22 protein-coding genes and 1 pseudogene are annotated in these 26,921 nt (G+C 69.5%); 10 read left to right on the forward strand and 13 right to left on the reverse strand.

All coding sequences use genetic code 11. The features are described 5' to 3' along the window. Positions 1 to 3: 3 nt before the first annotated feature. The 7 genes from BM417_RS07865 (at position 4) to BM417_RS07895 (ending at position 8,736) form a co-directional block, all read left to right on the forward strand. Positions 4 to 873 (forward strand): LysR family transcriptional regulator, encoded by an 870-nt coding sequence (locus tag BM417_RS07865; RefSeq protein WP_093589316.1) that lies wholly within the window; start codon positions 4 to 6, stop codon positions 871 to 873. A 2-nt stretch (positions 874 to 875) separates the two neighbouring features. After that, on the forward strand, positions 876 to 1,859 hold the full coding sequence (locus BM417_RS07870; protein ID WP_093590892.1) for a LacI family DNA-binding transcriptional regulator: 984 nt from the start codon (positions 876 to 878) through the stop codon (positions 1,857 to 1,859). Positions 1,860 to 1,948: 89 nt separating this feature from the next. Beyond that, positions 1,949 to 3,232 carry an ABC transporter substrate-binding protein gene (locus tag BM417_RS07875; protein WP_093589319.1) on the forward strand — a complete coding sequence of 428 codons (1,284 nt, stop codon included), beginning with the start codon at positions 1,949 to 1,951 and terminating at the stop codon, positions 3,230 to 3,232. Continuing rightward, positions 3,229 to 4,119, forward strand: a complete 891-nt coding sequence (locus BM417_RS07880) for a carbohydrate ABC transporter permease (RefSeq protein WP_218164386.1) — start codon at positions 3,229 to 3,231, stop codon at positions 4,117 to 4,119. Before BM417_RS07875 ends, BM417_RS07880 begins: the two co-directional genes overlap by 4 nt. After that, on the forward strand, positions 4,116 to 4,943 hold the full coding sequence (locus BM417_RS07885) for a carbohydrate ABC transporter permease (protein ID WP_218164387.1): 828 nt from the start codon (positions 4,116 to 4,118) through the stop codon (positions 4,941 to 4,943). The genes BM417_RS07880 and BM417_RS07885 overlap by 4 nt, the downstream gene beginning before the upstream one ends. 5 nt (positions 4,944 to 4,948) lie before the next feature. Then, positions 4,949 to 7,687, forward strand: a complete 2,739-nt coding sequence (locus BM417_RS07890; RefSeq protein ID WP_093590895.1) for a glycoside hydrolase family 2 TIM barrel-domain containing protein — start codon at positions 4,949 to 4,951, stop codon at positions 7,685 to 7,687. Between the two features lie 44 nt (positions 7,688 to 7,731). Next, a complete protein-coding gene (locus BM417_RS07895; RefSeq protein ID WP_093589325.1) occupies positions 7,732 to 8,736 on the forward strand; it encodes an LLM class flavin-dependent oxidoreductase in 1,005 nt (334 codons plus the stop codon). Here BM417_RS07895 and BM417_RS07900 read toward each other — a convergent pair. Then, entirely contained in the window at positions 8,725 to 9,999 is a 1,275-nt protein-coding gene (locus tag BM417_RS07900; RefSeq protein ID WP_245821770.1) for a lanthionine synthetase LanC family protein, read from the reverse strand. The two genes, BM417_RS07895 and BM417_RS07900, sit on opposite strands and share 12 nt — an antisense overlap. A gap of 25 nt (positions 10,000 to 10,024) precedes the next feature. Here BM417_RS07900 and BM417_RS07905 point away from each other — a divergent pair, with 25 nt between their 5' ends. Next, on the forward strand, positions 10,025 to 10,876 hold the full coding sequence (locus BM417_RS07905) for an aminoglycoside phosphotransferase family protein (RefSeq protein ID WP_245821771.1): 852 nt from the start codon (positions 10,025 to 10,027) through the stop codon (positions 10,874 to 10,876). 30 nt (positions 10,877 to 10,906) lie between these two features. Beyond that, positions 10,907 to 13,945, forward strand: a complete 3,039-nt coding sequence (locus BM417_RS07910) for a BTAD domain-containing putative transcriptional regulator (protein ID WP_093589328.1) — start codon at positions 10,907 to 10,909, stop codon at positions 13,943 to 13,945. Positions 13,946 to 13,967: 22 nt separating this feature from the next. Here BM417_RS07910 and BM417_RS07915 read toward each other — a convergent pair whose 3' ends face one another. The 12 genes and pseudogenes from BM417_RS07915 to BM417_RS07970 form a co-directional block, all read right to left on the reverse strand. After that, positions 13,968 to 14,741, reverse strand: coding sequence for an ABC transporter permease (locus BM417_RS07915; protein WP_093589331.1), 774 nt, complete (start codon positions 14,739 to 14,741; stop codon positions 13,968 to 13,970). After that, positions 14,738 to 15,687, reverse strand: a pseudogene (locus BM417_RS07920) (ATP-binding cassette domain-containing protein). The gene BM417_RS07915 and the pseudogene BM417_RS07920 overlap by 4 nt, the downstream one beginning before the upstream one ends. A gap of 78 nt (positions 15,688 to 15,765) precedes the next feature. Then, positions 15,766 to 16,887: a MalY/PatB family protein gene (locus tag BM417_RS07925; RefSeq protein WP_093589334.1), complete on the reverse strand. Its 1,122-nt coding sequence runs from the start codon at positions 16,885 to 16,887 to the stop codon at positions 15,766 to 15,768. 15 nt (positions 16,888 to 16,902) lie between these two features. Continuing rightward, entirely contained in the window at positions 16,903 to 17,346 is a 444-nt protein-coding gene (locus tag BM417_RS07930) for a winged helix-turn-helix transcriptional regulator (protein WP_093589337.1), read from the reverse strand. After that, positions 17,343 to 18,284: an LLM class F420-dependent oxidoreductase gene (locus BM417_RS07935; protein WP_093589340.1), complete on the reverse strand. Its 942-nt coding sequence runs from the start codon at positions 18,282 to 18,284 to the stop codon at positions 17,343 to 17,345. The genes BM417_RS07930 and BM417_RS07935 overlap by 4 nt, the downstream gene beginning before the upstream one ends. Then, complete coding sequence (locus BM417_RS07940; RefSeq protein WP_245821772.1) at positions 18,281 to 19,369, reverse strand: acyl-CoA dehydrogenase family protein; 1,089 nt, start codon at positions 19,367 to 19,369, stop codon at positions 18,281 to 18,283. Before BM417_RS07940 ends, BM417_RS07935 begins: the two co-directional genes overlap by 4 nt. Before the next feature lie 87 nt (positions 19,370 to 19,456). Beyond that, a complete protein-coding gene (locus tag BM417_RS07945; RefSeq protein ID WP_245821773.1) occupies positions 19,457 to 20,938 on the reverse strand; it encodes an alpha/beta fold hydrolase in 1,482 nt (493 codons plus the stop codon). A 260-nt stretch (positions 20,939 to 21,198) separates the two neighbouring features. Beyond that, positions 21,199 to 21,945 (reverse strand): glucose 1-dehydrogenase, encoded by a 747-nt coding sequence (locus BM417_RS07950; protein WP_093589346.1) that lies wholly within the window; start codon positions 21,943 to 21,945, stop codon positions 21,199 to 21,201. After that, positions 21,946 to 23,451 carry an aldehyde dehydrogenase family protein gene (locus tag BM417_RS07955; RefSeq protein ID WP_093589349.1) on the reverse strand — a complete coding sequence of 502 codons (1,506 nt, stop codon included), beginning with the start codon at positions 23,449 to 23,451 and terminating at the stop codon, positions 21,946 to 21,948. Between the two features lie 8 nt (positions 23,452 to 23,459). Beyond that, positions 23,460 to 24,308, reverse strand: a complete 849-nt coding sequence (locus BM417_RS07960; RefSeq protein ID WP_093589352.1) for a 3-oxoacyl-ACP reductase — start codon at positions 24,306 to 24,308, stop codon at positions 23,460 to 23,462. Between the two features lie 23 nt (positions 24,309 to 24,331). Then, positions 24,332 to 25,417, reverse strand: a complete 1,086-nt coding sequence (locus BM417_RS07965; RefSeq protein ID WP_093589355.1) for a Zn-dependent alcohol dehydrogenase — start codon at positions 25,415 to 25,417, stop codon at positions 24,332 to 24,334. A gap of 91 nt (positions 25,418 to 25,508) precedes the next feature. Beyond that, a complete protein-coding gene (locus BM417_RS07970) occupies positions 25,509 to 25,700 on the reverse strand; it encodes a ferredoxin (RefSeq protein ID WP_093589358.1) in 192 nt (63 codons plus the stop codon). 45 nt (positions 25,701 to 25,745) lie between these two features. Between BM417_RS07970 and BM417_RS07975 the strand changes: the two genes are divergently transcribed. Next, on the forward strand, positions 25,746 to 26,906 hold the full coding sequence (locus tag BM417_RS07975) for an acyl-CoA dehydrogenase family protein (RefSeq protein WP_093589361.1): 1,161 nt from the start codon (positions 25,746 to 25,748) through the stop codon (positions 26,904 to 26,906). Positions 26,907 to 26,921: the final 15 nt, after the last annotated feature.

The raw sequence follows: 26,921 nt of genomic DNA on the forward strand, positions 1-26,921 counted from the left end.
AACATGACGCTGAACCCGTGGCGCCTTCGCCTGCTCAGCCAGCTCGACGCGCTGGGCACCGTGCGGGCCGTGGCGCAGGCCGCGAACCTGAGTGCTTCAAGCGTGTCGCAGCAGCTCGCGGTACTCGAAGCCGAGACGCGCACGCAGCTGATCGAACGGACCGGGCGGCGCGTCCGGCTCACGTCCGCCGGGCTCATCCTGGCGCGACGGGCGCGGTCGATCCTCGACCAGATGGAGGCCGTCGAGGCCGAGCTCAGGGGCCTGAGCCAGGAGCCGTCCGGTCTCATCCGGCTGGGCGCGTTCCAGAGCTCGATCCACACGCTCGCCGTGCCGGCGATCCAGAAGCTCGACCACCCGCACCTCGACGTCGAGATCGTCGAACTGGAGCCGCACGCCAGCATGCCCGCGCTGCTCGCGGGCGAGGTCGACGTGATCATCACGACCACCGACTTCGTGGAGCTGCCGGTGCCGCGGGACATCGACGTGGTGCCGCTCGGCGAGGACCCGATCGTGCTGGTGACGCCACCTGACCAGCCCAAGAACGACATCTCGGCCTGCAAGGACGAGCCGTGGGCGTTCGACGTCCCCGGCTCGTACATGGCGAAGCTCGCGACGCGGCTGTGCCGGCAGTCGGGGTTCGAGCCGAGGGTGGTCGGGCGGTTCAGCAACTACATGCTGACGCTCAAGCACGTCGAGGCCGGGCTGGCGGTCGCGGTGCTGCCCGCGCTGGCCGTCGACCGGCGGTTCGACGTGGTCACCAGGGAGCTGCCGGTGACGCGAAGGATCACCGCCGCCGTGCGCCGCGACTCGCGCGCCGCGATCACCGTGGTGCTCGACGCCCTGCATACTCGGTCGCAGTCGGACGAGAGGTGATCATGAGCAGGCGCGTCACGATCAACGACGTCGCGCGGGTCGCCGGAGTCTCGCGGCAGACGGTGTCGCGGGCGCTCAACGACAAGGGCGAGATCGACGCCGGCACCAAGCAGCGCGTCCTCGACGCCGCGCGGGAGCTGGGCTATCGGCCGAGCCGGTTCGCACGGGGCCTGGTGCGGCAGGACAGCACCACGATCGGCCTGGTCATCCCCGACCTGCTCAACCCGTTCTTCACCGAGGTCGCGGCCGGGGCGCTGGAGGCCGCACGTGCCCGCGGCTGGCACGTGATCGTCTACGACACGGCCGACAGCATCACCGTGGAACGCGGCACGCTCGAAGTCGTCGTGGCCCAGGTGGACGCCGTGGTCGGCTACTTCAGCCTGGACGAGGCCGAGCTCGACCGGCACCTCGGCGGCATGCCCGCGGTGCTGATCGGCCGTGACCACCGCTCGCCGCGCTTCAGCTCGATCCGCATCGACGGCGAGAAGGGCGTGCACGAGGCCGTCGACCACCTCGTCGCCGCAGGTCACCGCAGGATCGGCATGCTCGACCACGCGGGTCGCGCCGAACCCAGCCTGCGCCGTGACTGGTTCATCGACGCGATGGACGAGCACGGGCTTCACGCGCCCGTCGTCGGCAACGCCGTGCAGTCGGCCGACGGTGGCGCGGAGGCGTTGAACGAGCTGCTCGACCAGCATCCCGATCTCACCGCCGTGTTCACCTACAACGACATCATCGCCATGGGCGCGCTCAAGGCGGCCCGCAGGCTCGGCAAGGCAGTGCCCGGCGACCTCGCGGTGGTGGGGTTCGACGGGCTCCAGCTCGGCACCGTCGTCGATCCGGCGCTCACGAGCGTCGCGCTCGACACCCGCCGGATCGGCGCGCTCGCGATAGCGCAGGCCGGTCGGCTGGTGGCGGGCGAACCGTCGTTGCCCGACGAAGAACTGCTGGTCAGCGCCGTTCTGCTAGTGCGCGAATCTGCCTGACCCTTGACAGGGTCACCCGTTCAGCTCATCATTCGCGGCAATCCGTGAACGCTCACGGGAGCGTTCACGGGCTCTCCGGAGGGTCCCCGATGACGTTGACTCGACGCAGGTTCCTGACCGGCGCGGCCGCACTCGGTGCCACCGCACTGGGAACGACCGCCTGCACCAGCCCGACCACGGCCAACCCAGGCAAGATCACGCTCTGGTACTCGACGAACGGCCTGTCGGAGAAGGTGCTCGGCGAGGCCGTGCGGCGCTTCCCCGCCCAGAACCTCACGCCGTCCAAGGTGAGTGGCGAACTGAACCGGCGGCTGCTCGCCGCGCTGTCCGGCGAGGCCTACCTGCCGGACATCACGATGCTCGGCGACGGCATCTCCACCTACTTCTCGGCCACGGACAGGTTCGCCGACCTCACCGCGCTCGGCGCTCGGCAGGACGAGTCGCGCTACCTGCCGTGGAAGTGGCAGGCGGGCCGCAGTCCGGACGGGTTCCAGCTCGGTTTCCCGATCGACACCGGACCGGCCGCGCTCTACTACCGGCACGACCTGTTCGCCGAGGCCGGTCTGCCGAGCGAACCGGACGCGGTGGCCGCCGCACTGTCCTCTTGGGACGATTACTTCGAGTTCGCGAAGCGGGTCAAGGAGAAGCTGCCCGGCCGCTACCTGATCACCGACACGAAGATGGTGTTCACGTACTCGCTCGCGCAGGAGAAGCAGAAGTACCTCGATCGCCAGAACCGCTATCTCGACGACCAGTCGCAGGTGCGGCGGGCGTGGGACCGCGCGGTCAAGGCGTTCCAGCTCGGGCTCACGGCGGGCTACGCGGGTTCGGCGGCCGGTGAGGGCGTCGACCGGCGTGCGGCCTGGACCAACGGCAAGGAGGTCGCGTTCGTCAACGCCTCCTGGATCACCGGCAACCTCAAGCAGTCCGCGCCGGGCACGTCCGGGCAGTGGCACGTGTGCCAGGCGCCCGGCGGTCCCGGCAACCAGGGCGGGTCGTTCCTCGCGATCACGAAGTACTGCCCCGATCCGCAGGGCGCCTACGACGTCGTGAAGTGGCTGATGTCGCCGGAGAACCAGGCGTCGACCTACCTGGAGCTCGGCCTCTTCCCCTCCAGCCCGGCCGTCTACTCCGACCCGAAGGTGCTGGCGCCGGAGGAGTTCTTCGGCGGTCAGGCCACGATCGGGGTGTTCGGCGAGATCGCGGAGAAGGTCCAGCCCGTCTACTTCTCGCCGTGGGACATCACGATCTCCGACACCTACACCGATGAGCTGACCAACGTCGAGGCCGCGGGCAAGGACCCCGACCAGGCCTGGCAGGACGCCCGGACGGCCGTCGAACGGCTGCTGCGCCGGCAGGGGGTGCTCGCGTGAACCGCAGGTGGAAGTACCTCCCGCAGTACCTGGCCATCGCGCCGTTCTTCGTGCTGTTCGCCGTCTTCGGGGTCTACCCCGTCGTGTACTCGCTGTGGCTGTCGCTGCAACGGTGGAACGGTGTCAGCGAGATGAAGTTCGTCGGGCTGGAGAACTTCGCGTTCCTGCTCACCGACACCGCGTTCTGGGACGCGATCGGCAACACCCTGATCATCTGGGTGATGTCGACGATCCCGATGCTGGTCCTGTCGATGCTCGTCGCTTTGGGGCTCAACTCCTCGGTGCGCCACAAGGATTTCCTGCGAGTCGCGTACTTCCTGCCCAACGTCACGTCGATCGTGGCGATGTCGCTGGTGTTCGGCTCGTTCTTCTCCAACGAGTTCGGTGTCCTGAACTGGTTCCTGGGCCTGATCGGCGTGGATCCGGTGCAGTGGCTGAACGATCCGTGGGCGATCCGGGTCGCGATCTCGTTGATGATCATCTGGCGCTGGACCGGCTACAACGCGATCATCCTGCTCGCGGGCCTGCAGGCACTCCCCCAGGACGTCTACGAGGCGGCGAAGCTCGACGGCGCCGGCCCGGTGCAGACGTTCTTCCGCGTCACGCTTCCGTTGCTGCGCCCGGTGATCCTGTTCTCGGTCGTCATGTCGGCGATCGGCGGCCTGCAGATCTTCACCGAGTCGCAGATCCTGCTCGGCGACCGCGGCGGCCCCGAGGGCGCGGGCATGACGATGGTCCTCTACTTCTACAACACGGCGTTCGCGGACAACGACTTCGGCTACGGCGCCGCCATCGCGTGGGGCATCTTCGTGGTCGTCGTCCTCTTCTCGATCCTCAACTGGCGGCTGGTGCAGCGCCCGGCGCGCGTGAACGGAGGCGGCAAGTGAACCGGACGAAACCCGGCACCCTCCTCACCTACGGCGCGTTGGTGGCCGGTGCGCTGATCACGCTGTTCCCCTACTACCAGCTCGCGGTGATGGCCTCGAACACCACCGCGGACATCTACTCGTCGCCGCCGAAGTTCTGGTTCGGCGGGCATCTGGCCGACAACATCGGCGAGGTGTTCGCGAAGGTCGACTTCTTCGGGTCGGTGCTCAACACTCTGGTAGTGGCGATCGCGACGACGGTGCTGGTGCTGTTCTTCGACTCGCTGGCGGCCTTCACGTTCGCCAAGTACGACTTCCCCGGCAGCAACGTCCTCTTTGGAATCCTGCTGGCGACGTTCGTGGTGCCGACGCAGCTCGCGGCGATCCCGCAGTTCGACCTGATGGCGAAGTTCGGGCTCGTCGGCAGCCTGAACGCACTGATCATCCCGGCGGCGGCCAACGCGTTCGGCATCTTCTGGATGCGCCAGTACGCCCGCGGCGCCATCGCGGACGAACTGCTGGAGGCCGCACGGGTCGACGGCGCGGGCTTCTTCCGCACCTACCTGTCGGTCGGCCTGCCGGTGCTGCGCCCCGCGCTGGCGTTCCTCGGGATCTTCACGTTCGTCAACACCTGGAACGACTACCTGTGGCCGCTGGTCGTGCTGATCGACTCGAACCACGTGACTCTCCAGGTGGCGCTGGCCCAGCTCAACGGCCTGTACGTGCAGGACTACGCCGTCGTGATGGCCGGGACGCTGGTGGCGATCGTGCCGCTGGTGATCGTGTTCCTGTTCGGCGCACGCCACTTCATCCGCAACATCGCCGCCGGCGCAGTGAAAGGGTGAACATCTTGACCTACCTCGAAGACATGGGTCCCGGCACCGGTTCCTTGCCGCCGCGTGCGTTCTTCACGTCCGACGCGGCCTCGTTGTCGCTGGACGGGACCTGGAACTTCCGTCTCGACGAAGGCGACTGGGGCACCATCACCGTGCCAGGGCATTGGCAGCTGCAGGGACACGGTTCGCCCGCTTACACGAACGTGCGCTACCCGTTCCCGGTCGAGCCGCCGTTCGTGCCGTCCGACAACCCCACCGGCGACTACCGGCTGACGTTCGACCTGCCGGACAACTGGCCGGACGAGCCCGCGGTGCTGCGCTTCGACGGCATCGACTCGTGCGGGCTGATCTGCCTCAACGACGTCGAACTCGGTGTCACCCGTGGCAGCAGGTTGCCCGCGGAGTTCGAGGTGGGCCACCTGCTCCGCCCTTCCGGGAACGTGCTGACCGTGCGCGTGCACCAGTGGTCGGCCGGCAGCTACCTGGAAGACCAGGACATGTGGTGGCTGTCCGGGATCTTCCGTTCGGTGACGCTGTTGTCGCGGCCGCGCGGTGGCGTCGCGGACTACGAGATCCACGCCTCCTACGACCACGTCACCGGTTCGGGGACGCTGACGGTCGAGGGCGGGATGCTCTCCGTGCCGGAGCTGGACGTGCACGATCTCCTGCCCGGGCAGTCGTTCTCGCGGCCCGTCGAACCGTGGAGCGCGGAGAGCCCTCGGCTGTACGACGGCGTGGTGCACACCGAGGTCGAACGCGTGCCGGTGCGGATCGGGTTCCGGACGGTCGCGATCGAGGACGGCGTGCTGAAGGTCAACGGCGCCCAGATCGTGTTCCGCGGCGTCAACCGGCACGAGCACCATCCTCGGTTCGGCCGCGCCGTGCCGCGAGAGGTCGCTCTGCAGGACGTGCTGCTGATGAAGCGGCACAACGTCAACGCCGTGCGCACCAGCCACTACCCGCCGGACCCGTACTTCCTGTCGTTGTGCGACGAGTACGGCCTGTGGGTGATCGACGAGTGCGACCTGGAGACGCACGGGTTCGGTGAGCTCGGCTGGGCCGGCAACCCGAGCGACGACCCGCGCTGGGCAGAGTCCTATGTGGACCGGATGCGCCGGATGGTCGAGCGGGACAAGAACCATCCGTCGATCGTGCTGTGGTCGCTGGGCAACGAGTCGCACACCGGCCGCAACCTCGCGGCGATGGCCTCGTGGACCCGTGATCGCGACCCGTCGCGGCCGGTGCACTACGAGGGCGACTTCGCCTGCGAGTACGTCGACGTCTACAGCCGCATGTACGCCTCGCACGAGGAAGTCGACGAGATCGGGCGCACGCACGCCCGCGGACTGCCGTTCGTGCTGTGCGAGTTCGCGCACGCCATGGGCAACGGGCCGGGCGGGATGCTCGAGTACCGCGAACTCTTCGAGCGCTACCAGCACGTGCAGGGCGGGTTCATCTGGGAGTGGATCGACCACGGGCTGGAGCGCGACGGGCATTTCGCGTACGGCGGCGACTTCGGCGAACCGCTGCACGACGGCAACTTCGTGATCGACGGGCTGGTGTTCCCCGACCGGACGCCGTCACCGGGACTGACGGAGTTCGCCAAGGTCTTCGAGCCGGTGCGGATCACGGGCACGGAGGCGGGGATCCGGGTCGAGAGCTTCTACGACCACGTCGGGCTGGACCACCTGCGGTTCGACTGGGTGTACGAGGACGACGGGGTGGAGGTCGCCTCGGGCACGATCGACGTTCCCCGGATCGCAGCGGGAGAGCACACCGAAATCGCTGTTCCGGAAGTTCCAGCCGTGTCCGGTGAAGGCTGGCTCACCGTCCGCGCCTCCCTGGTCACTTCCACTGCCTGGGCCGAGGCCGGTCACGTCATCGCATGGGGCCAGATCCTCGTCTCCGAGGCGCCGTCCATCCCGTTCACCGGCGCCGAACTCGTCCACGTCGCCGACATCCTCCGGCACGGCCCCGGCGAGTTCGACCCGGTTACCGGCCTGCTGACCAGGCTCGGCGGCATCAGCGTGCAAGGCCCCCGCCTCGACCTCTGGCGCGCCCCCACCGACAACGACCGCGGCGGCGACCACCCCGAGGAACGGGCCTGGCGCGAAGCCGGCCTGCACCGGCTGCAACACCGCGTCGTGGACGTCGACACCCATGAGTCCGGACTGGTCGTGCGGACGCGTGTGGCACCTCCGGCCTGGGGTTTCGGCATGCTCGCCGACTACCACTGGACCGCCGACGGCGACCGCCTTCGTCTCCAGGTCGACGTCACCCCGGACGGCGACTGGCCGTGCACACTCCCCCGCCTCGGCCTGCGCATGTCACTACCGAGCGCGGACGCCGTCGAGTGGTTCGGCGCGGGCCCCGGCGAGGCGTACGCGGACAGCCGCCAGGCCGCCCGGATCGGCCGGTTCTCGTCCACCGTGGACGCGCTGCAGACGCCGTACGTCTTCCCGCAGGAGAACGGCAACCGCGCGGACGTCCGGTGGCTCGAGATCGGCGGGCTGAGGATCGAGGGCGAGCCGGTGTTCGACTTCACCGCCCGCCGCTGGACCAGCGAGGACCTCGACGCGGCCAAGCACACCGACGACCTCAGGCCGGGCGATCGCGTGCATCTCAACCTCGACCTCGCCCAGAACGGCCTCGGCACGGCGTCGTGCGGGCCGGGCGTGCTGCCGCAGTACCGGCTGCACGCGCGGAAGGCGTCGTTCGCGGTCACGTTCGTTCCAGCATCTGGACGTAGTTGAGACGTCACCTAAACTCGGAGGGAGACCTGATCGAGGAGGGTTCCGTGCCGCGGAAGTCAGAGCCGTTGCGAAAGCTGGGTTTTCTCACCATCGGGCTGTTCGACGAGAAGGACCCGGGAGCGGGCCACCGGTCCACGCTCGACGTCATCGTGCTCGGTGAGGAACTCGGGTTCGACAGCGCGTGGGTGCGGCACCGGCACCTTCAGTTCGGCATCTCGTCGCCGGTCGCGGTCCTGGCCGCCGCCACCCAGCGGACCAGCCGGATCCAGCTCGGCACCGCGGTCATCCCGCTGGGCTGGGAGAACCCGCTGCGGCTCGCGGAGGACCTGGCCACGGTCGACGTGCTGTCCGGCGGCAGGCTGAATCCCGGCATCAGCGTGGGGCCGCCGATGCACTACGACGACGTCAAGCACGCGCTCTACCCGGAGACCGCGGACGTCGAGAACTTCAGTTACGACCGCGTGCAGCGGCTGCTGGACTTCGTGGGCGGCGAGAAGGTCGCGTCGTTCAGCGGCGTCGAGGGCATCGAGGTCTGGTCGGACCGCGTCCAGCCGCACGCCCAAGGCCTGCGCGAACGGATCTGGTACGGCGGCGGCAGCCTGCGCTCGGCGAAGTGGGCGGGCGAGCACGGCCTGAACCTGCTGACCAGCAACGTGGCCCAGTCCGAGCTGTCCGAGGACTTCGCCGAGACCCAGCTGTCGCACATCAGGACGTTCCGCGAGCACGGCGGTGGCCGCGTCTCGCAGGGCCTGGTGGTGATCCCGACCGACTCGGCCACCTCCGAGCAGCGCGCGAAGTACGAGGCCTACGCCGAGGGACGCGCGGCGCGCGCCGGCAAGACGTTCGGCCCGCGCAAGTACATGTTCGAGCGCGACATCATCGGCACCTCCGCCGAGATCGCCGAGCAGCTGTACGCGCACCTCGGGTTCCAGGAGGTCGACGAGGTGGCGTTCGCGCTGCCGTTCAGCTTCGACCACGAGGACTACGTGCAGATCCTCACCGACATCGCCACGAAGCTGGGCCCGGAACTGGGCTGGTCACCCGCCTAGAGCCCACCAGGTGTCCATGCGGGGCACCGACCTCAGGTCACCCTGTTCCACGCGGCCCGCGTGGAACAGGAACCCGGCGATGCCCGCCACGCCCTGCATCCAGCCGATGCCGGGCGGCAGCAACGGGTCGTCGTTGCGGTGCTCGACGAACCGCCAGCACACCCCGGAACCGTCCGGGACGGCGCGCTCCACCACCACGTCGGCCAGGTGGAGCGCGAAGTCCGTGTGCTGTCCCGAATCGAGCAGCACGTCGCCGACGCCCGCCGTGCCGCAGCACCGGCCGTCGTTGTCCCAGAAGCCCGGGTACTTCCGTTCGGGCAGGCCGGAGACGCGAAGGCTGTGCAGGCACCGGCGATGCCAGTCGGCCACGTCCACGCCGGCCACCTCGGACACGCCCGCGTGCCGCAAAGCCGGCCACAGCAGCGAGGTGCCGGTCGGGCCGTGGCACCAGCCGTAGCTGAACGGCTCCACGTCCTCGATACCGGGAACGCGGGTCTTCACCCGGAATCCGCCATCGCTGGTGTCCCCGAGCGACACCAGGTGCTCGGCGCCGTCCACGGCCGCCTCGACGAAGTCCGGCCGCGCGAACTCGGCACCGGCCAGAGCGAACGCGGCGGCAACGCCCGCGACGCCGTGCGAGAAGTTCGGCGAGTGCCAGTCGTTCGTCGTGAACCGCTGCGGCACCCACCGCCAGTTGGCGCCGGCCTTCGCCTCCTCACGCTCGGCCAGCAACACGGCTGCCGCTACGCGCGCAAGTTCCTCCACACCCTCGATGCCGTGACGACGAGCCCACACCGCGCCCAGCAACACACCCGCCGAGCCGACCGCCACGTCGTGCACACGGGCGCCGGGCAGGTACCGCGCCGGGTCGGTCAGGAAGTCCTGCGGCCATCCGTCCGGTGTGGACAGTGCGAGCAACCTGGCGACCGCCTCGCCGGCTCCGGGCGCGCCCAGGGCCGTCAGCACGCTGATCGCGCTGACCAGCCCGTTGAAGAACGTGATGTCGCTCGTCGTGCGGACGCTCGCCTGGATCCGCGCCGCGATGGCGTCCGCCAACTCCTGCTCGCGCGCCGTCCACTCGCGGCTCAGGCGGATCTCGGCCAGCACGTGGGCCAGCCCTCCGATGCCCGCGTACATGCCGTCGCGGAGCCCGAGTTCCAGGTCACCGTCCGGAAACTCCGGAATCCACCAACCGTCGTCGTAGCGCACCTGGTCCATGACCCATCGCCAAGCGAGCTCGGCGGTCCCCCAGTAGTTCCCCATGCACTCGATCATTACATTGGCCGAGGTGACCGTGCAGCGAATCCTCACGGCCGCCGGGCTCACCGGCGCCACCACGAGCCCGTTGGGCGGCGGCACCTACAACTCGGTGTTCCGCGTGTCGGCGCGCGAGGGCGAGTTCGTGCTCAAACTGGCCCCAGGCGATCAGCCCGGCCTGACCTACGAGCGGCACCTCATGCGCACCGAGGCGTTGTTCTGCACGCTCGGCTCCAAGGTCGCGCCGGTGCCGGAGGTCGTGTACGCGGACGACGCGGCACTGCTCGCCACCTGCCTGCCCGGAACGCCGGTGTTCGGCCGGTCCGACGTCGACCGCCCGCAGATCCGCCGCGAACTCGGCGCGGCCGTGAGAGCGCTGCACGAGGTGACCGGGCCCGGCTTCGGCTATCCGCAGCTCGGCCTGCACGAGACGTGGACCGAGGCGTTCTTCAGGATGTTCGACGCGGTGCGCGCCGACGCCCAAAGGTATGGCGTCACGCTCCCGACCGCTGATCTGAGCCGGCACGCCCAGGCGTTCGACGAGGTGCAGCGACCGGCGCTGGTGCACTTCGACCTGTGGGACGGCAACATCCTCGCCGATACCGGACTTACCGGACTGGTCGACGGCGAGCGCGCGTTCTGGGGCGATCCGGTCGCGGAGTTCGTGTCGCTCGCGCTGTTCGAGTCCATCGAGGACGACGAGCACTTCCTCACGAGCTACGGCTTCGAGTTCACCGGCTCCGCGCGCCTGCGGCTGGCCGCCTACCAGGCCTATCTCTACTCGATCATGCTCGTCGAACGGGTGCCGCGCGGCAGCACCGACCCGGCGTTGGAGAGCATGATCACCGGCGCGCTGACGCGTGCACTCGGCGTTCTCGCCTGATCGCCGCTGACGATCTGGGAAGCTGGACCTGTGCGTGTGGCATTGCTGGGGCCGACGAGTGTCGAGGCCGACGACGGCACACCGGTCGACATCGGTGGTGCCCGCGTTCGCATGCTCGTCGCCCGCCTCGCGCTCGACCCCGGCCGTGCCGTGCCGACGACGACGCTGATCGACGACCTGTGGGGCGAGCAGCCGCCCGCCGACGCCGTGAACGCCCTGCAGTCGCTCGTGTCGAGGCTGCGCAAGGTCTGTCCGGTCGCGCTGGAGCCGGGCGGGTACCGGCTGGGCGTCGCGACCGAGGACGTCGACGTCTTCCGGTTCGAACGGCTGCGCGCCGCCGGACGGCTGGACGAGGCGCTCGGGCTGTGGCGTGGTGACGCGCTGGCCGACGTGCGGGACGCGCCGTTCGCCGCACCCACCGCCGCACGTCTCGAAGAAGCACGCCTCTCCGCGGAGGAGGACCGCTTCCAGACCGGCGAACTGGACGTCGCCGCACTGACGGCGATGCACGAGAAGCACCCGTTGCGGGAACGGCCGGCCGGGCTGTTGATGCGGGCGTTGTGCGCGCAGGGCAGGCAGTCCGACGCCCTGCACGTCTACGCGGAGGTCCGCGCCAGACTCGCCGGCGAACTGGGCGTGGATCCGTCGCAGGAGTTGCAGGACGTCCATCTCGCGGCGTTGCGGGGCGAACTCGGGCCGCGGGCCGTGGTCGACCGGTTGCCCGTGCGACTCACCAGCTTCGTCGGGCGCGACGACGAACTGGCGAAGATCGCCGGAATGCTCGGCGAGGTCCGGCTGGTCACGCTCGTCGGGCCGGGTGGCGCGGGCAAGACGCGGCTTGCCACCGAGGTCGCGGCGCGGCATCCGTTGCACGGCAAGGGACGCGTGTGGTTCGCGGCGCTGGCGGGCATCCGGGCGGCGGAGGACCTGCCCGGTGTGGTGCTCAAGGCGTTCGAGCTGCGGATGGGCGGGGATCCGTTGCGGCGGCCCAACGAGGGCATGGACCGCATCGCCGAGGTGCTCGGCGCGGGCGAGTCGTTGCTGGTGCTGGACAACTGCGAGCACCTGATCTCGGCCGCCGCGGAGTTCACCACCCAGCTGCTGCGCCGTGTGCCGAACCTGCGGGTGATCGCGACCAGCCGGGAGCCGCTCGCGATCGACGGCGAGTCGCTGTTCCCGATCGGCCCGCTGTCCGTGCCCAACGGGCAGGCGGACGTGGCCGGGTTTGGCGCGGTACGGCTGTTCCTGGACCGCGCGAGCGCGGTCAAGCCCGGCTTCCGACTGGACGAGTCCACTGTGGACGACGTGAAACTGATCTGCCGCAGGCTCGACGGCATGCCGCTCGCACTGGAGCTGGCGGCCGCGCGGCTGCGGTCCATGACGATCCGGCAGATCACCCAGCGCCTGGACGACAGGTTCCGGCTGCTCACCTCGGGCAGCCGCACGGCACTGCCCCGCCAGCGCACGCTGCGCGCGGTCGTCGAGTGGAGCTGGGACCTGCTCACCGACGACGAGCTCAGGCTCGCCAGGCGGCTCGCGGTGTTCCCCGCGGGCGCGGACCTCGCGGCGATCGAGGCGGTCTGCGGCGAGGACGCGCTGTACGTGCTGACGTCACTGGTCGAGAAGTCCATTGTGGACGTGATCGAGCTCGACGGCGAGGCGCGGTACCGGATGCTCGAGACGATCAGGGTGTACGCGGCCGAGCAGCTCGACGCGTCCGGCGAGAAGCTGGAGTTCGTCGGCAGGTTCCGGCGCTACTACCGGGACCTGACCGTGCGCTGGGAGCCGTTCGTCCGCACCGGGCGGCAGATCGAGGCGATCAAGGTCTATCAGGCCGAGCAGGACAACGTCGTGGCCGCGCTGCGCGGCGCGATCGACGATCGTGACGCCGGCCTGGCGGCGGACCTGCTCGGCGGGGTGTTCTGGTACTGGCTGATCAAGGGCGACAACGAGCGGTCGGAACGGGCGGTGCGCGAGGTGCTGACGCTGGCCGACGACCTGCCGGCCGACGTCGTCGCCACCTTCCGGGCGATGCGGATGATCATGTCCGCGATCCCCGGCCTGCCGGAACCGATGGAGGCCTCGCAGGTCATCGAGGACTGCGTGGACACCGGCGCCACCCAGAAGTACCCGTCGCTCGCGATCGCGCTGCCGATGCTCGCGTTCCTGAGCCAGAACAAGGAACTGGCGCGCCGTGAGGTGCGGCGCGCCGCGAGCAGCGAGGACGCGTGGGCGCGGGCGGGTGCGGACTGGGCATTGAGCTTCATCCTGTCCGACGACGGCGATCTCTCCGGTGCCGAACTGGCCCGCGACCGCGCGTACGACCAGTTCACGGCCGTGGGCGACCGGTGGGGTTCGGCGATGACACTCGGCATGAAGGCGACGTTCATCTCGCACACCGGCGACAACCTGGCCGCGATCGCGCTGTACCGGCAGGGGCTGGAGGTGGCGCGGGAGCTGGGATCGGTGGAGGACACCGTGCAGCAACGGTGGCGGCTCGCGGTGGAGTACGCGCGGCTCGGCGACAACGAGGCCGCCGCGCGCGAGGTCGCCGAGGCCGAGCAGTACGTCCACGACGCCGGCAACGACCAGCTGAGCCTGATGATCGGCTATGCGAAGGCCGAGGTCATGCTGCGCTCGGACCGGCCACAGGAGGCGCGCGAGCTCAGCGAGCGGTTCAAGGACGCCGCCACGATCTCGGCCTCGTTCGGCCCGTTCGCGACGGAGTGGTCGGCGATCCTGGACGCGCGCATCTCGCTCGCCGAGGGCCTGCCGGACCAGGCCGAGGCGTACGTGAAGGTCGCGGTCGGCACCACGTCGGACCGCGGCGACATGCCGGATCTCGCCGGGGTGACCGAACTGCTGGCCCGCGTCCGGCTCGCACAGGGCCGTGCGGACGCGGCGACGCGGTTGCTCGCCCTCGCCCAGCTCATCCGCGGCCGGCTCGACATGGGCGACCCGGACATGCGGCGGATGGTCGCCGATCTCGGTGAGCCCGAGCCGCTCACGATCACCAAGGCCGAGGCGTTGCGGCGGGTGCGCGAAGAGGCGGGCATCAGCACCAGCTGACGCCCGCCCCGTTTCCGAGAGATCACACGCGCTTGCGGTAGGCCCACATCGCCAGCGGGAAGAACACCGCGACCGCGCCGGCCATCCAGATCAGCGATCCGGTGAGCGGGCCGGCGATCGCGCCGCCGTTGAGCAGCCCGCGCAGCGCGTCCGAGAGAAGGCTGACGGGGCTGATGTCCGCCCACGCCTTGAGCCAGCCCGGCATCGTCGAGGTGCCGACGAACACGTTGCTGCCGAACGTCAACGGCATGATCAGCACGAACATCATGCCCTGCACGGCCTGCGGGGTCTTGAGCAGCATGCCCACGAACACCGACGCCCAGCAGAAACACAGTCCGAACAGGATCGTCAGCGCGGCCGCGATCAGCAGCTCCGCCGGGCCGGTCTGCACCCGGAAGCCCATGATCGTGGCGACCACCAGCAGCACGACGATGCACACGACGTACCGCACGATGTCCGCGAGCACCGCCCCGACCAACGGCGCCGAGCGCGCGATCGGCATGGAGCGGAACCTGTCGAACACGCCCTTGGAGACGTCCGTGTTCATCTGCACGCCCGCGGTCATGCTGGCCTGCAGGATGTTCATCACCATGATGCCCGGCACGAGCATCTGCAGGTAGGCGTCCGTGTTGCCGGCGAGCGCTCCGCCGAACAGGTACGTGAACATCACCAGGAAGATGATCGGGGCGAGCGTGACGTCCATCAGCTGCTCGGGGTTCTTGCGGATCTTGAGGATTCCCCGCCAGGCCAGCGAGAAGCCGTGGCGCATTCCCCTGTCCAACGCGATCGTGCTCATACCAGGCTCCCCTCGTTCTGCTTGCCGGTCAGCGCGAGGAACACCTCGTCGAGCGAGGGCAGCCGCAACGCCAGTTCGTCGGCGGTGATGCCGGCATCGTCGAGCTTGCGGACCAAAGTGGACAGCAGCACCGGGTCGTTCACCGGCGCCGTCAGCAAGCCCGTGTCGTCGTCGCGGGTCGGCCTGACCCCGTCAGGTCACCGAGAATCCGGTACACCACGTCGAGATCGCGCAACGACGTCGGCCGCACCTGCAGCGTCTGCCCGCCCACGCGCCGCTTCAGCTCGTCCGGCCTGCCCTCGGCCACGACGCGGCCGTGGTCGAACACCGTGATCGAGTCCGCGAGCTGGTCGGCCTCTTCCAGGTACTGCGTGGTGAGCAGGACCGTCACGCCGTTCGCGACGAGCTTGCGCACCACCGCCCACACCTCGTTGCGGGCGTGCGGGTCCAGCCCGGTGGTCGGCTCGTCCAGGTACAGCACGGACGGGTTGCCGACCAGGCTGGCCGCGAGGTCAAGTCGCCGCCGCATACCTCCCGAGTACGTCTTGGCGGCCCGCCCCGCGGCGTCGGTGAGCTCGAACTGCTCCAGCAGCTCCGCGGCCTTCGCCCGTGCCCCCGCACGGGAGAAGTCGAGCAGCCGGGCCAGCAGCACCAGGTTCTCCGTGCCGGACAGGTCCTCGTCCACCGACGCGTACTGCCCGGTCAGCCCGATCAGCGACCGGACCGCCCTCGGGTCCTTGAGCACGTCGTGCCCGTGGACCGTGGCATGTCCCGCGTCCGGGCGCAGCAACGTCGCCAGCACCCGTACCGCCGTGGTCTTGCCCGCGCCGTTCGGCCCGAGCACACCCACGACCTTCCCCTCAGGCACCTCGAGGTCGACGCCGTCCAGCGCCTTCGTCTCCCCGTAGTGCTTGACCAGGCCTTCTGCCCTGATCGCCAGCGCCATCGTCGGTCCCTCCCTGTGTCGGGACGAACTGTGCGCCGCCGCGCTGACAGACCGCTGGTAGCACGCTGGCAGTTCCTGTCAATGCCCGACAGCCGAGGCCATCCGCGTGACCGCCTCGGTGATGATCTCGGGCGAGGTCCCGATGTTGAGCCTGACGTGGCCCTCCGCGCCGCTGCCGAACCCGGTGCCGGACATGAGCGCGACCCGTCCTCTCTCGACGAAGAACGCGGCCGGGTCGTCGCTGATCGCCCGGCAGTCGAGCCACGCCAGGAAGGTCGCCTCGGAGGGCTCGTAGGCGATCTCGGGCAGGTGCTCGGTGAGCAGGTTCTTGAGGAGTTTCCGGTTCTCGTCGAGGCCTGCCAGCAGGGCGTCGAGCCACTCGCCGCCGTGCCGCAGCGCGGCCGTGTGCGCGATCGTGCCGAAGTGGCTCGGTCCGTGGCTGACCTCTTCCGGCAACCGCGCGAGGTCGTCGGTGTTCGCGACCGCGACCGCCGCCCGCATCGCCGCCAGGTTCCAGCCCTTCGACGCGGACATGAGCGACATCCCGTGGTCGTCGACGCTCAGGTACGGCACGAACTTCGCGCTCTTGGACACGAGCGGCGCGTGGATCTCGTCGGCGATCACGCGGACGCCGTACTTCTCGGCCAGTCGCGCGAGGACCGTCAGCTCGTCGCGGGTGTGGACGGTGCCGGTCGGGTTCTGCGGGTTGCACAGCAGGTACACCGGGTGGTCGGCTTTGACGTGCTGGAACGTCCGCTCCAGCACGGCCGGGTCGAGGCGACCGTTGGCCAGCGGCGCCTCGATGACGGCGCGGCCCATGCTCCTGACGAACAGGTAGAACGGCGGGTACACCGGCGGGCTGACGATCACGGGGTCGCCGGGCCCGGACACCAGCTTGATCAGCTCGACGATGCCGAGCATCACGTCGGACACGAGCGCTGTTCGTTCCACGGCGATCCCGTTCCAGCCCCAGCGTTCGTTCGCGAACGCCGCGAGCGCCTCGGGGTACTCCGTTCCGGCCGGGTAGCCGGTGTCGCCCAGGTTCAGCGCGTCGATGACGGCCTGTCTGACGGGCTCAGCCGGGTCGACGTCCATCTCGGCCACCCACAACGGCAGCACGTCGTCGGGGAACTGCCGCCACTTCACGCTCGTGCGCTGCCGTAACCGTTCCAAGGACACCTGGCTCAGCGGGTTCAGCATGTGCCTCAACGTAGGTCACCCGGGATGAGCCGTCACGTTGTGCGCGGTGATCTCCTCGCCGCAGCACCGGCACGCGAGGAACGCGTCCGCGGGCTTGCCACAGCTGCTGTGCTCCAGCACGAACGGCGGCCCGTCCGGGTCCGGCACGTGCGCGTCGCCCCACTTCATGAGGATCACGATGGCAGGGAACAACTCCAGCCCCGCCTCGGTGAGCCGGTACTCCTCGCGGTCCTCCGCGTACGGCACGCGGTGCAACAGCCCGGCCTCGACCAAGGTCTTCAGCCGTGCGGACAGCGTGGGCCGCGGGACGTTGAGGTTGCGGACGAACTGCCCGTACCTGCGGACGCCGAAGAAGGCCTCGCGCAGGATCAGCAGCGTCCACCTCTCCCCCACGAGATCGAGCGCCCGCCCGACGGATTCGCCGCGGAACCGGCGGTCGAGGGCATCGGAGTCGATCATCGGCGGTCCTTCGTCAGCAGTGGGGAGAGCCTGGTCAGCAGCTCGCGGCCCGCCGGATCCCCGGCGGTCGCCGGGACCAGGCCGACGTGCTCGGCGCCCGCGTCGAAGTACTCGTCGACGCGGCGGGCGATGTCTCTGGCCGAGCCGATCGCACCCACCGCCTCGATGAGGTCCGCCGGGATGGCCTGCGCCAGTTCGGAACGCGGCTTGCCCGCTCTGGCCTGCTCGACCAGGGTGCCGTGGCCGAGGGCGGTGAACATCTCGCCATAGCCGGGCGGGGAGAGGTAGACGGAGAGCTGGGCACGGAGCTGGTGGAGGGTGGCCGGGCCGGGGTCGAGGGCGGCAGGGATCCAGACGGCCAGGGGTGGAGGCACATTCGTCAGCTCACGGACCTGTTTCTTCACGCTGGCCACGTGGCCGGCGCTCACCAGGTTGAGCACCACCTCGTCCCCCACCGCCGCCGCCACCCGAGTCATCGCGGGCCCGAACGCCGCCACCGAGATCGGCGTCCCGGGAACCGGCTGCTGCAACCGGAAGCCGGCGACCCGGTTCCCGGCCAGGATCGCCCGCGTGTCCCGGACCGTCTCCCGCATCCGCCGCACCGGCTCCCAGTCCCGGCCGTGCCACTCGGTCACGATCCGCGGACTCGACGCCCCCAACGCCAGCCCCGCCCGCCGACCGGTCATCGCGACCACTGTGGACAGTCCCAGCGCCAGCGCGACCGGACTCCGCACCCCGGCCGCGAGCGGCCCGATCTTCAGCGAGATGTCCGACGTCCGCAGCCCGGCGGCCGTGGCCAGGGCGAACGCGTCGAACGTCGCCATCTCCCCGATCCACAACGTCCCGAACCCGGCCTCGTCGGCGACGACGGCGATGTCCAAGGCCTCGGCTGGCGGCCGGTCGAGCCAGAACGGCGTGACCACCCCGACCGACGTCACAGCTGCTCCGTCCGTGCGGGCACACCGAGCAGCACCTTGCCCGGCAGTTCGAGTGAGGCGGCGTTGACCTGGAAGTGCGCGGAAGCCGTGTGCGCGTCCCGGAACCGCCGCTGGATCGCCGCGCCGTCGTAGATCGCGCCTCCACCGGCCAGGTCGTAGAGCGAGGAGACGACCTCACGAGCCGTCCGAGTCGCGTGCGTGGCGGCCAGGCGCAACCCGGCCCGAGCCTCGACCGGCACCGGATCTTCGCCCTGTGCCGCCTCCCAGGCCTCCGACACCGCTTCGTAGAAGAACGCCCGAGCAGCCCTCAGCGACGCCGTAGCCGAGGCCACCGCGGCCTGAGCCGACGACCGTTCGGCCAGCGCCCGGCTGGATCCGAGCGGCTTGCGGCCGGCCAGCGCCACGAAGTCGTCCACCGCGCCGAAAGCGTTGCCCAGAGCCGCGACCGCGACCGAAAGCGCGAAGAACCCGAACACCGGGAAGCGGTACAGCGCGCCATCCCGCAATGGTCCGTCCAAAACGGACAGAATCCGGGAGCCGGGCACGAACACGTCCCGCGCCACGCAGTCGTGGCTTCCGGTGCCGCGCAACCCGGTGGTGTGCCAGGTGTCGAGCACCTCCAGCGACGCCTTGGGCAGTGCCGCGACCTTCAGCGCGCCGTCGTGCACGAACCCGGCGAACAGCCAGTCGGCGTGCCCGATTCCGGAACAGAACGACCACTGCCCCGACACCACGACGCCACCGTCGGCCGTGACCCCACGTCCCTTCGGAGCCCACACCCCGGCGGCGACCGATCGAGGGTCCCCGAACACCTCCTCGGCGCCCGATTCCGGCAGGTAGGCGGCCAGCAGACCGGAGGTCGCCGCGATCGACACGCACCAGCCGGCGGAAGCGTCACCGCGGGCGATGGTCTCGGCGAGGGCCAGCGTCTCGGCCGGCGGACTCTCGCCCCCACCGAGCGAACGCGGGACGCCCAGCCGGAACAGGCCTTGCCCGCGAATCGCCTCCACCAGTTCAGGAGCCAGCGTGCGGCCCGCCTCCGTCTTCGGCGCGACCTCTCGAGCCAGGTCGGCGACGGTCCGCACGTCAGCCACGGTGCCTCACAGTTCAGAATTCTTACCGGTTCAGTTTCCTTACCGTAGTCAGTTCAGAACGACCGGCGCAAGGCACGCTCAGGCGAACGGCGACTTGTCGATGCCGCACGTCTTCTGAGCAGGCAGCACGCCGGTGAAGAGGTACTCCCGCTTCACCTTCTCCGCGCACGCGCTGCGCACGTACATGGACGTGTGCCCGTACCCCTCGACGGTCAGGAACCCGGTGCGGGCCATCTCCGCCGCGCCGTCCTGAGCGCCGTGCAGCGGCGTGGACGGGTCGAACCTGCTGTTGATGAACAGGATCGGCGCCGACGTCCTGCGGTTCCACGGTCCGGTGTAGCGGTCGTCGTCACGGCCCTGCCAGAACGCGCAGGCCATCATGTCGAACACCACGGCACGGCCCCAGTACGGCACGCGCTCGTCCTCGCTCTTGCCGTACTTCGTGTACACGGCCGGATCACGCGGGAAGTCGCTGTCCGAGCACTGCACCGCGTTGAACCCCTCGAACCGGTTCGTCACGTAGTCGGCCGACGCCGTCAGCGAGGCCGGCGCCTCCCAGACCCCCTGCAGCACGCGCGCGGTGTCCTGCCAGGTGTCCGGCTGTGCGAGCGCGTCCCACACGAGACTGATCAGCGAAACGCGGTCGAAGCGGCCGTCCGGCGTGGTCACCGGAGACGCCGTCACCTTCGCGACGAGGTCCGCCCACTTCTGCTTCAGGTCGCCGCCCGCGAACGCGCACTGGGCACCGGGAGCGGCGCACAGGCGCAGGAACTGGTCGAACGTCTCGGCGACACCGCGCGGCACGTCCTGGCGGGTGTCCAGCGGCACGGTCGTGCCCTGGTCACCGTGCCCGGTGGCGTTGCCGATGAAGTCGAGCGAGCCGTCGAACGCGAGCGCGCGAACCTTGTCCGGGAACATGTTCGCGTAGATCGCGCCGAGGTGCGTGCCGTACGAGATGCCGTGGTACGTCAGCTTCTTGTCCCCCACGGCCTTGCGCAGCAGGTCGAGATCGCGAGCCGTGTTCGCCGACGAGACGTGGTCCAGCAGGTCGCCCGACTTCTCCTCGCAGCGCCGGACGAACTCCCGGTAGCTGTCGTAGAAGGCGGGCTCCTGCGCCGCCGTGTCCGGGTACACCGGGATGGAGTTGAGGAACTGCTGCTGTTCCTCGACGCTGTCGAAGCAGCGCACGGTCGCCGAACGGCCGATGCCGCGCGGATCCCACGACACCACGTCGAACCGCGCCCGCAGCTCCGGCGAGAACAGCCACTCCCACTTGCCACGAGCCCGCAGTCTGTCCACACCGGACGCTCCGGGCCCGCCGAAGTTCACGAACAGCGAGCCGATCCGCTTCGACGGATCGGTGGCGGGCAGTCTGATCAGCGCCAGGTCGATCTTCGAGCCGGACGGCTGGTCGTAGTCCAGCGGGACCTTCGCGGTCGAGCACTGGAACCCGTCCTGGCAGTCCTGCCACGCCAGCACGGGCGTCTGCGCCTCTTCCGCGGCCGGCGCGGGTGGCGCCAGTCCGATCAGGAGCGCAGCCGTCAACAACAGTGATTTCACATCTGTCTCCCCAGGTATGACCTCTCGATCATGAAGACGCCGGAGGCGCTCACCTGGTTGCGCCGGAACGCGGGGTCCCCGGGACGAACCGGGCACCCCGCGCGTTCCGCTCAGTCGATCGGGATGCAGGGCACGCCGTGCGTGGTGTCGCGCTGAGCGTGGATTCGGTCGCCCACGTTCCGAGTCACACCATTAGCCAGGCGCGGTTGATTGCGATCGAGGATCCGCCGCCGATCGACAACGCTGACCAATCCAGGAACTCAGCTCAGTGCGTGCGTCGCCGTCGCGCCTCCGTCGACCACGAACTCCCCGCCCGTGCAGTAGGCGCTGTCGTCGCTGGCCAGGAACAGCACGACGTTCGCGACGTCCTCCGGCTGCCCGATCCGGCGCAGCGCCAGCTTCTTGCCGATCGGCGAGACGTCGATCGGCCGGCCCAGCGCCTCGCTCACCATCGGGGTGTCGATGGCGCCGGGATGCACGGAGTTCACGCGGATCCCGTGCTGCCCCAACTCCATCGCGGCGACCTTGGTCATGCCTCGGATCGCGAACTTGGACGCCGTGTACGCCACCAGATAGGGCATGCCGCCCAGGCCTTCGACCGACGACACGTTCACGATCGACCCGCCGCCCGCGGCCTTCATCGACGGGACGGCCGCGCGCATGCCGAGGAACGTGCCGACCTGGTTGATGCCGATCACCCGCTGGTAGTCCGCGAGCGTGGTCTCCTCCAAAGCCGAGAAGTGCAGGATTCCGGCGTTGTTCACGAGAACCGTGATGTCGCCGAACGTCTGCACGGTGAACGCGACGGCCTCGGCCCACTCGTCCTCCGACGACACGTCCAGGTGGCAGTACTCGGCGCCGAGTTCGGCGCTGAGTTCCTTGCCCTGGTCGTCGAGGACGTCGGTGATCATCACCCGCGCGCCCTCGGCGACGAACCGGCGCGCCGCGGCCGCGCCCTGACCCCGCGCCGCGCCGGTGATCAGGGCGACCTTTCCCTCCAGCCGCATCTACATCATCTCGTCGGTCAGCGGCATCATCACGGTCTTGAGCTCGGTGAAGGCCTCGTAGGCGCTCTGCCCACCCTCCCGGCCGAGGCCCGACTGCTTGTAGCCGCCGAACGGGAGGTGCGGTTCGAGCTGGAATCCGTTGATGCCGACCATTCCCACGCGCAACGCCTTCGAGACGCGGAACGCGCGGCGGACGTCGTTGGTGTAGACGCCGGCGCCCAGCCCGTACTCGGTGTCGTTCGCGATGCGGATGGCCTCCGCCTCGTCGTCGAACGGCACGACGGTCAGGACAGGGCCGAAGATCTCGTCACGGGCGATCGCCATGTCGTTGGTGGCGTCGGCGAAGATCGTCGGCGCGACGAAGTTCCCGGACGCGTAGTCGCCGTCGAGCCGGGTGCCGCCGGTGACGAGGCGGGCGCCGTCCTCCTGGCCGCGTTCGATGTAGCCGAGCACGCGTTCGAGCTGCTTGGCGTTGATCAGCGGGCTGGCCAGCACGGCGGGGTCGAACGGGTCGCCGAACGTCACCGCGCCCGCGAGCATCTGCGCCATCGCGATGAACTCGTCCTGCGCGTCCCGCTGCACCAACGCCCGTGTGTGCGCGACGCACGCCTGGCCGGACAGGCCCATGGTGACCATGCCCATGCAGGTCATCGCGGCCAGGCCGACGTTCGGGGCGTCCGCGAACACGATCGCCGGCGACTTCCCGCCCAGTTCCAGGGAAACGCGCTTCATCGTGCCGGCGGAGGCCTCGACGATCCGGCGGCCGACGGTGCGGCTGCCGGTGAAGCTGATCTTGTCGACGCCGGGGTGGGTGATCAGCGCCTCGCCGGTCGGGTTGCCGGGGCCGGTGACGAGGTTGATCACGCCTTCCGGAAGGCCCGCCTCGATCAGCAGCTCGACCATGCGGATCACGCAGAACGACGCGTACTCCGACGGCTTCACCACGACCGTGCAGCCCGCGGCCAGTGCGGGCGCGAGTTTCTGCGCGAAGAGCACGAACGGCGCGTTCCACGGCAGGATCGCCGCGACGACGCCGACCGGTTCGCGGAACGTCATCGCGAGGTGGTCGCCGCCCTGGTACGGCGGCAGGGTCTGGCCGCCGACCTTGTCGATCCAGCCCGCGTGGTGGTCGAAGATGTCCGCCGCGATGCCGACCGAGGTGGCGTAGATCTGCCCGAACGACAGCGGCACGCCGTTGTCCAGCGCCTGAAGGCCGCGCAGCTCGTCCGCGTGCTCCCGCAGCAGATCGCTGTACCTGCGCAGGATCTTGATGCGCTCGCCGGCCCGGCTGCGTGGCCACGGCCCCTCGTCGAACGCCTTGCGTGCCGCGAGCACGGCCGCGTCCACGTCCTTGGCCGACGCGACGGCGAAGCTGCCGATCTCCTCGCCGGTCGCGGGGTGGTGGTGGGTCCAGGTCTCGTCCGCCTCGCGGAACTCGCCTCCGATGAGGAGCCGGCCGTCCTTGAGGCCCAGCGTCTCGCGGTGCGGTTGGACGGTGAGCGCCACAGCTCCTCCTACAGTGCCATCGTGTCCGTGCAGGCGAAAGTCCTTTGTGGATCGCGATCGGCGAAGTAGCCGTCGAGATCGGTGAACGCGCCGAACTTCTGCTCGACGGTCGGTGGTGCCATCAGCGCGACCATGCCGCCGTGCACGACGAAGACCTGCCCGTTGATCTTGTCTCCGGACGGCCCCGCGAGGTGCGCGACGAACTTCGCGACGTGCTCGGGCGCCAGCGAGTCGTCGCCCTCTGGTGCGTCGCCGAACACGTGCGCCGTCATCTGGGTGCGGGCGCGCGGGCAGATCGCGTTGGCGCGCACGCCGTAGCGGCTCGTGCCGCGCGCGGTCGCCACGGTCAGCGCCGCGATGCCGGCCTTGGCCGCCGCGTAGTTGGCCTGGCCTTCCGAACCGAGCAGGAACGCCTCCGAGGAGGTGTTCACGATCCGCGCGTAGACCGGCTCACCCGCTGTCTTCGACTGCTGCTTCCACAGTGAGACGGCGTTGCGCGACAACAGGAAGTGGCCGCGCAGGTGGACGCGCACGACCAGGTCCCACTCCTCGTCGGACATGTTGAACAGCATCCGGTCGCGCAGCACGCCCGCGTTGTTCACGACGACGTGCAACCCGCCGAACTGCTCCATCGCGGCGGCGACGAGGGCGTCGGCGGTCGCCCGCTCGCCCACGTCACCCTCTACGACAACGCATTTCGCACCCAGCTCTTCGATCTCGGCCGCAACGGCGTCGGCCGATCCCGGCAGGTCGTTGAGCACGATCGACGCACCGGCCCGCGCGAGCTCCAGGGCTTCCGCGCGGCCGAGCCCCGCACCGGCGCCGGTGACCACGGCGACCTTCCCCGCAAGGTCCACAAGAGACTCCCAGATCGAATGTGTCAGTCGAAGAGAATGACCTGCCGGATCAGGGATCCGCCACCCTTGAGCGCTTGCAGGCCTTCGTTCACGTCTTCCAGCCGGATCCTCTTGCTGATCATGCCTTCGAGGTCCAGCCGGCCCTGCCGCCACAGCGCGATCATGCGAGGGATGTCCCGGCGGAAGTTCGCCGTCCCGTAGAACGAGCCGTGCAGCGTTTTGTCGTGCAGGAAGAGCTCCTGGGCGCTGAACGACACCATCGCGTCCGCCCGGCCCGCGCCGACGACGACCGTGTGGCCACCGCGGCGGGTCAGGTCCCACGCCTGCCGGATCGTGGCGGGCAGGCCGACGACGTCGAACACGTAGTCGAAGCCCATGCCGAAGTTGAGCTGGTTGTTGAGGTCCGCGACGCCGTCGGGCGTGGTCGCGTGCGTGGCACCGAACTTCTGCGCCACCTCGTGCTTCTCCAGCACCGGGTCGACCGCGACGATCCGCGCCGCGGCGGCGAGCCGCGCGCCCTGGATCACCGCGACACCGACACCACCGCAGCCGATCACGGCGACGCTGGAGCCCGCTTCGACCTTGGCCGTGTTGAGCACGGCACCGACACCGGTGAGGATTCCGCACGACAACAGCGCGGCGATCTCCCACGGCACGTCGTCGTCGATCTTCATCGCGGCGTCGGCGGGCACGACCATCTCCTCGGCGAACGCGCCGAGTCCCGCGTACCCGAAGGCCGGGTTGCCCCCGACGACGAACCTCGGTGACGTGAACGCCGAGATGGTGTGGATGAGACACAGATGCGATTGGCCCGTAACGCACTGGGGGCACTTCCCGCACGGCGGCACGAACGTGATCGCCACGTGGTCGCCGACCGCGAGCGATGTCACGGCACCGCCGATCTCCACGACCTCGCCGGCACCTTCGTGCCCGACGACGCCGGGGGCCAGCGCGGGCAGCGTTCCGTCCATTGCGGACAGATCGCTGTGGCACACCCCGCACGCCTTGATCTTGATGCGGATCTCCTGCGGCCCCACCGGGGTGGTGGTCACGTCGTCGCGGAGCTCGAGCTTGTCGTCGCCTACCTGGTTGAGCACGGCAGCCTTCACCGGTATCACTCCTCGCTGAGCTCACGACCTGTGCCGCGACCGGCAGTACCCGTCGCACACTAGAATCTGTTCCTGTTCATGACAAGGCCCATCAGGTTGAGAGGCGTAGCGCGCCCTTGGGGCAGGACGCGACCGCGCGTTCGGCCAACGCCTCCTCGGCCGAGGACAGCTCACCGTCCCGGATCTGCAAAACCTCGTCATCGTCAAGGTCAAACACCTCAGGCAGGATTGACATGCACTCCCCGTGCGCCTCACACAGCGAAGGGTCGACGCCGACCTTCATCGCGGCCTCCTGACATCAAGTAGAACTTGTTCTAGAGTAGCGGTCATGCGCATCGGTTTCACGCCCGAACAGGAGCAGTTGCGCCAGGAGCTGCGGGCGTACTTCGCCGCGCTCATGACGCCCGAACGCAAGGCCGGCCTCGCCGGTGGTGGCGACTACGGGGACGGCGAGGCCTACAAGGACACCGTCCGCCAGATGGGGCTCGACGGCTGGCTGACCATCGGCTGGCCGCGGGAGTACGGCGGCCGCGACCGGCCGATGATCGAGCAGCTGATCTTCCTGGACGAGGCGTCCGCGGCGGGCGCACCCGTGCCGTTCCTGACGCTGAACTCCATCGGGCCGACGATCATGTCCATGGGAACGCCCGAGCAGAAGGCCTTCTACCTGCCGAAGATCGCGTCCGGCGAGCTGCACTTCGCGATCGGCTACTCCGAGCCGGAGGCGGGCACCGACCTCGCCGGCCTGCGCACGCGGGCCGTCCGCGAGGGCGACGAGTACGTGATCAACGGCCAGAAGATGTGGACGAGCCTCATCCAGTACGCGGACTACGTGTGGCTGGCCTGCCGCACCGACCAGGAGTCGCAGCGGCACAGGGGCCTGAGCATCATCATGGTGCCGACGACGGCCCCAGGCTTCTCCTGGACCCCGGTGCCGACGATGTCCGGCCCGACCACGAGTGCCACCTTCTACGACAACGTGCGCGTGCCGGCGGTGAATCTCATCGGCGAGGAGCACAAGGGCTGGAAGCTCATCACCAACCAGCTCAACCACGAACGCGTCGCCCTGTGCTCGGCCGCGCCCCTGCAGACCGCGCTGCGCGAAGTTCGTCAATGGGCGGACGAAACCGGTGCCGCGAAACAGGAGTGGGTGCGCGTGCACCTCGCCCGCGTGCACGCCAAGACCGAGTTCCTCAAGCTCATCAACTGGCGGATCGCGTCCGGCGGCGACGAGGCCCCGTCGCCCGCGGAAGCGTCCGCCACCAAGGTGTTCGGCACCGAGTTCGCCACCGAGGGCTACCGGCTGCTGATGGAGGTGCTGGGCGCCAACGGAATCGTGCGCACCGGCTCATCGGGAGCGCTGTTGCACGGCCGAGTGGAACGCATGCACCGGTCGTCGCTGATCCTGACGTTCGGCGGCGGCACCAACGAGATCCAGCGGGACATCATCGCGCGCGTGGGCCTCGGTTTGCCCGCGGTTCCCCGATAAGCAGCTTCGGCAAGG

Origin of the sequence: Lentzea waywayandensis (assembly GCF_900115955.1) — a bacterium.
Taxonomy (GTDB): Bacteria; Actinomycetota; Actinomycetes; order Mycobacteriales; family Pseudonocardiaceae; genus Lentzea; species Lentzea waywayandensis.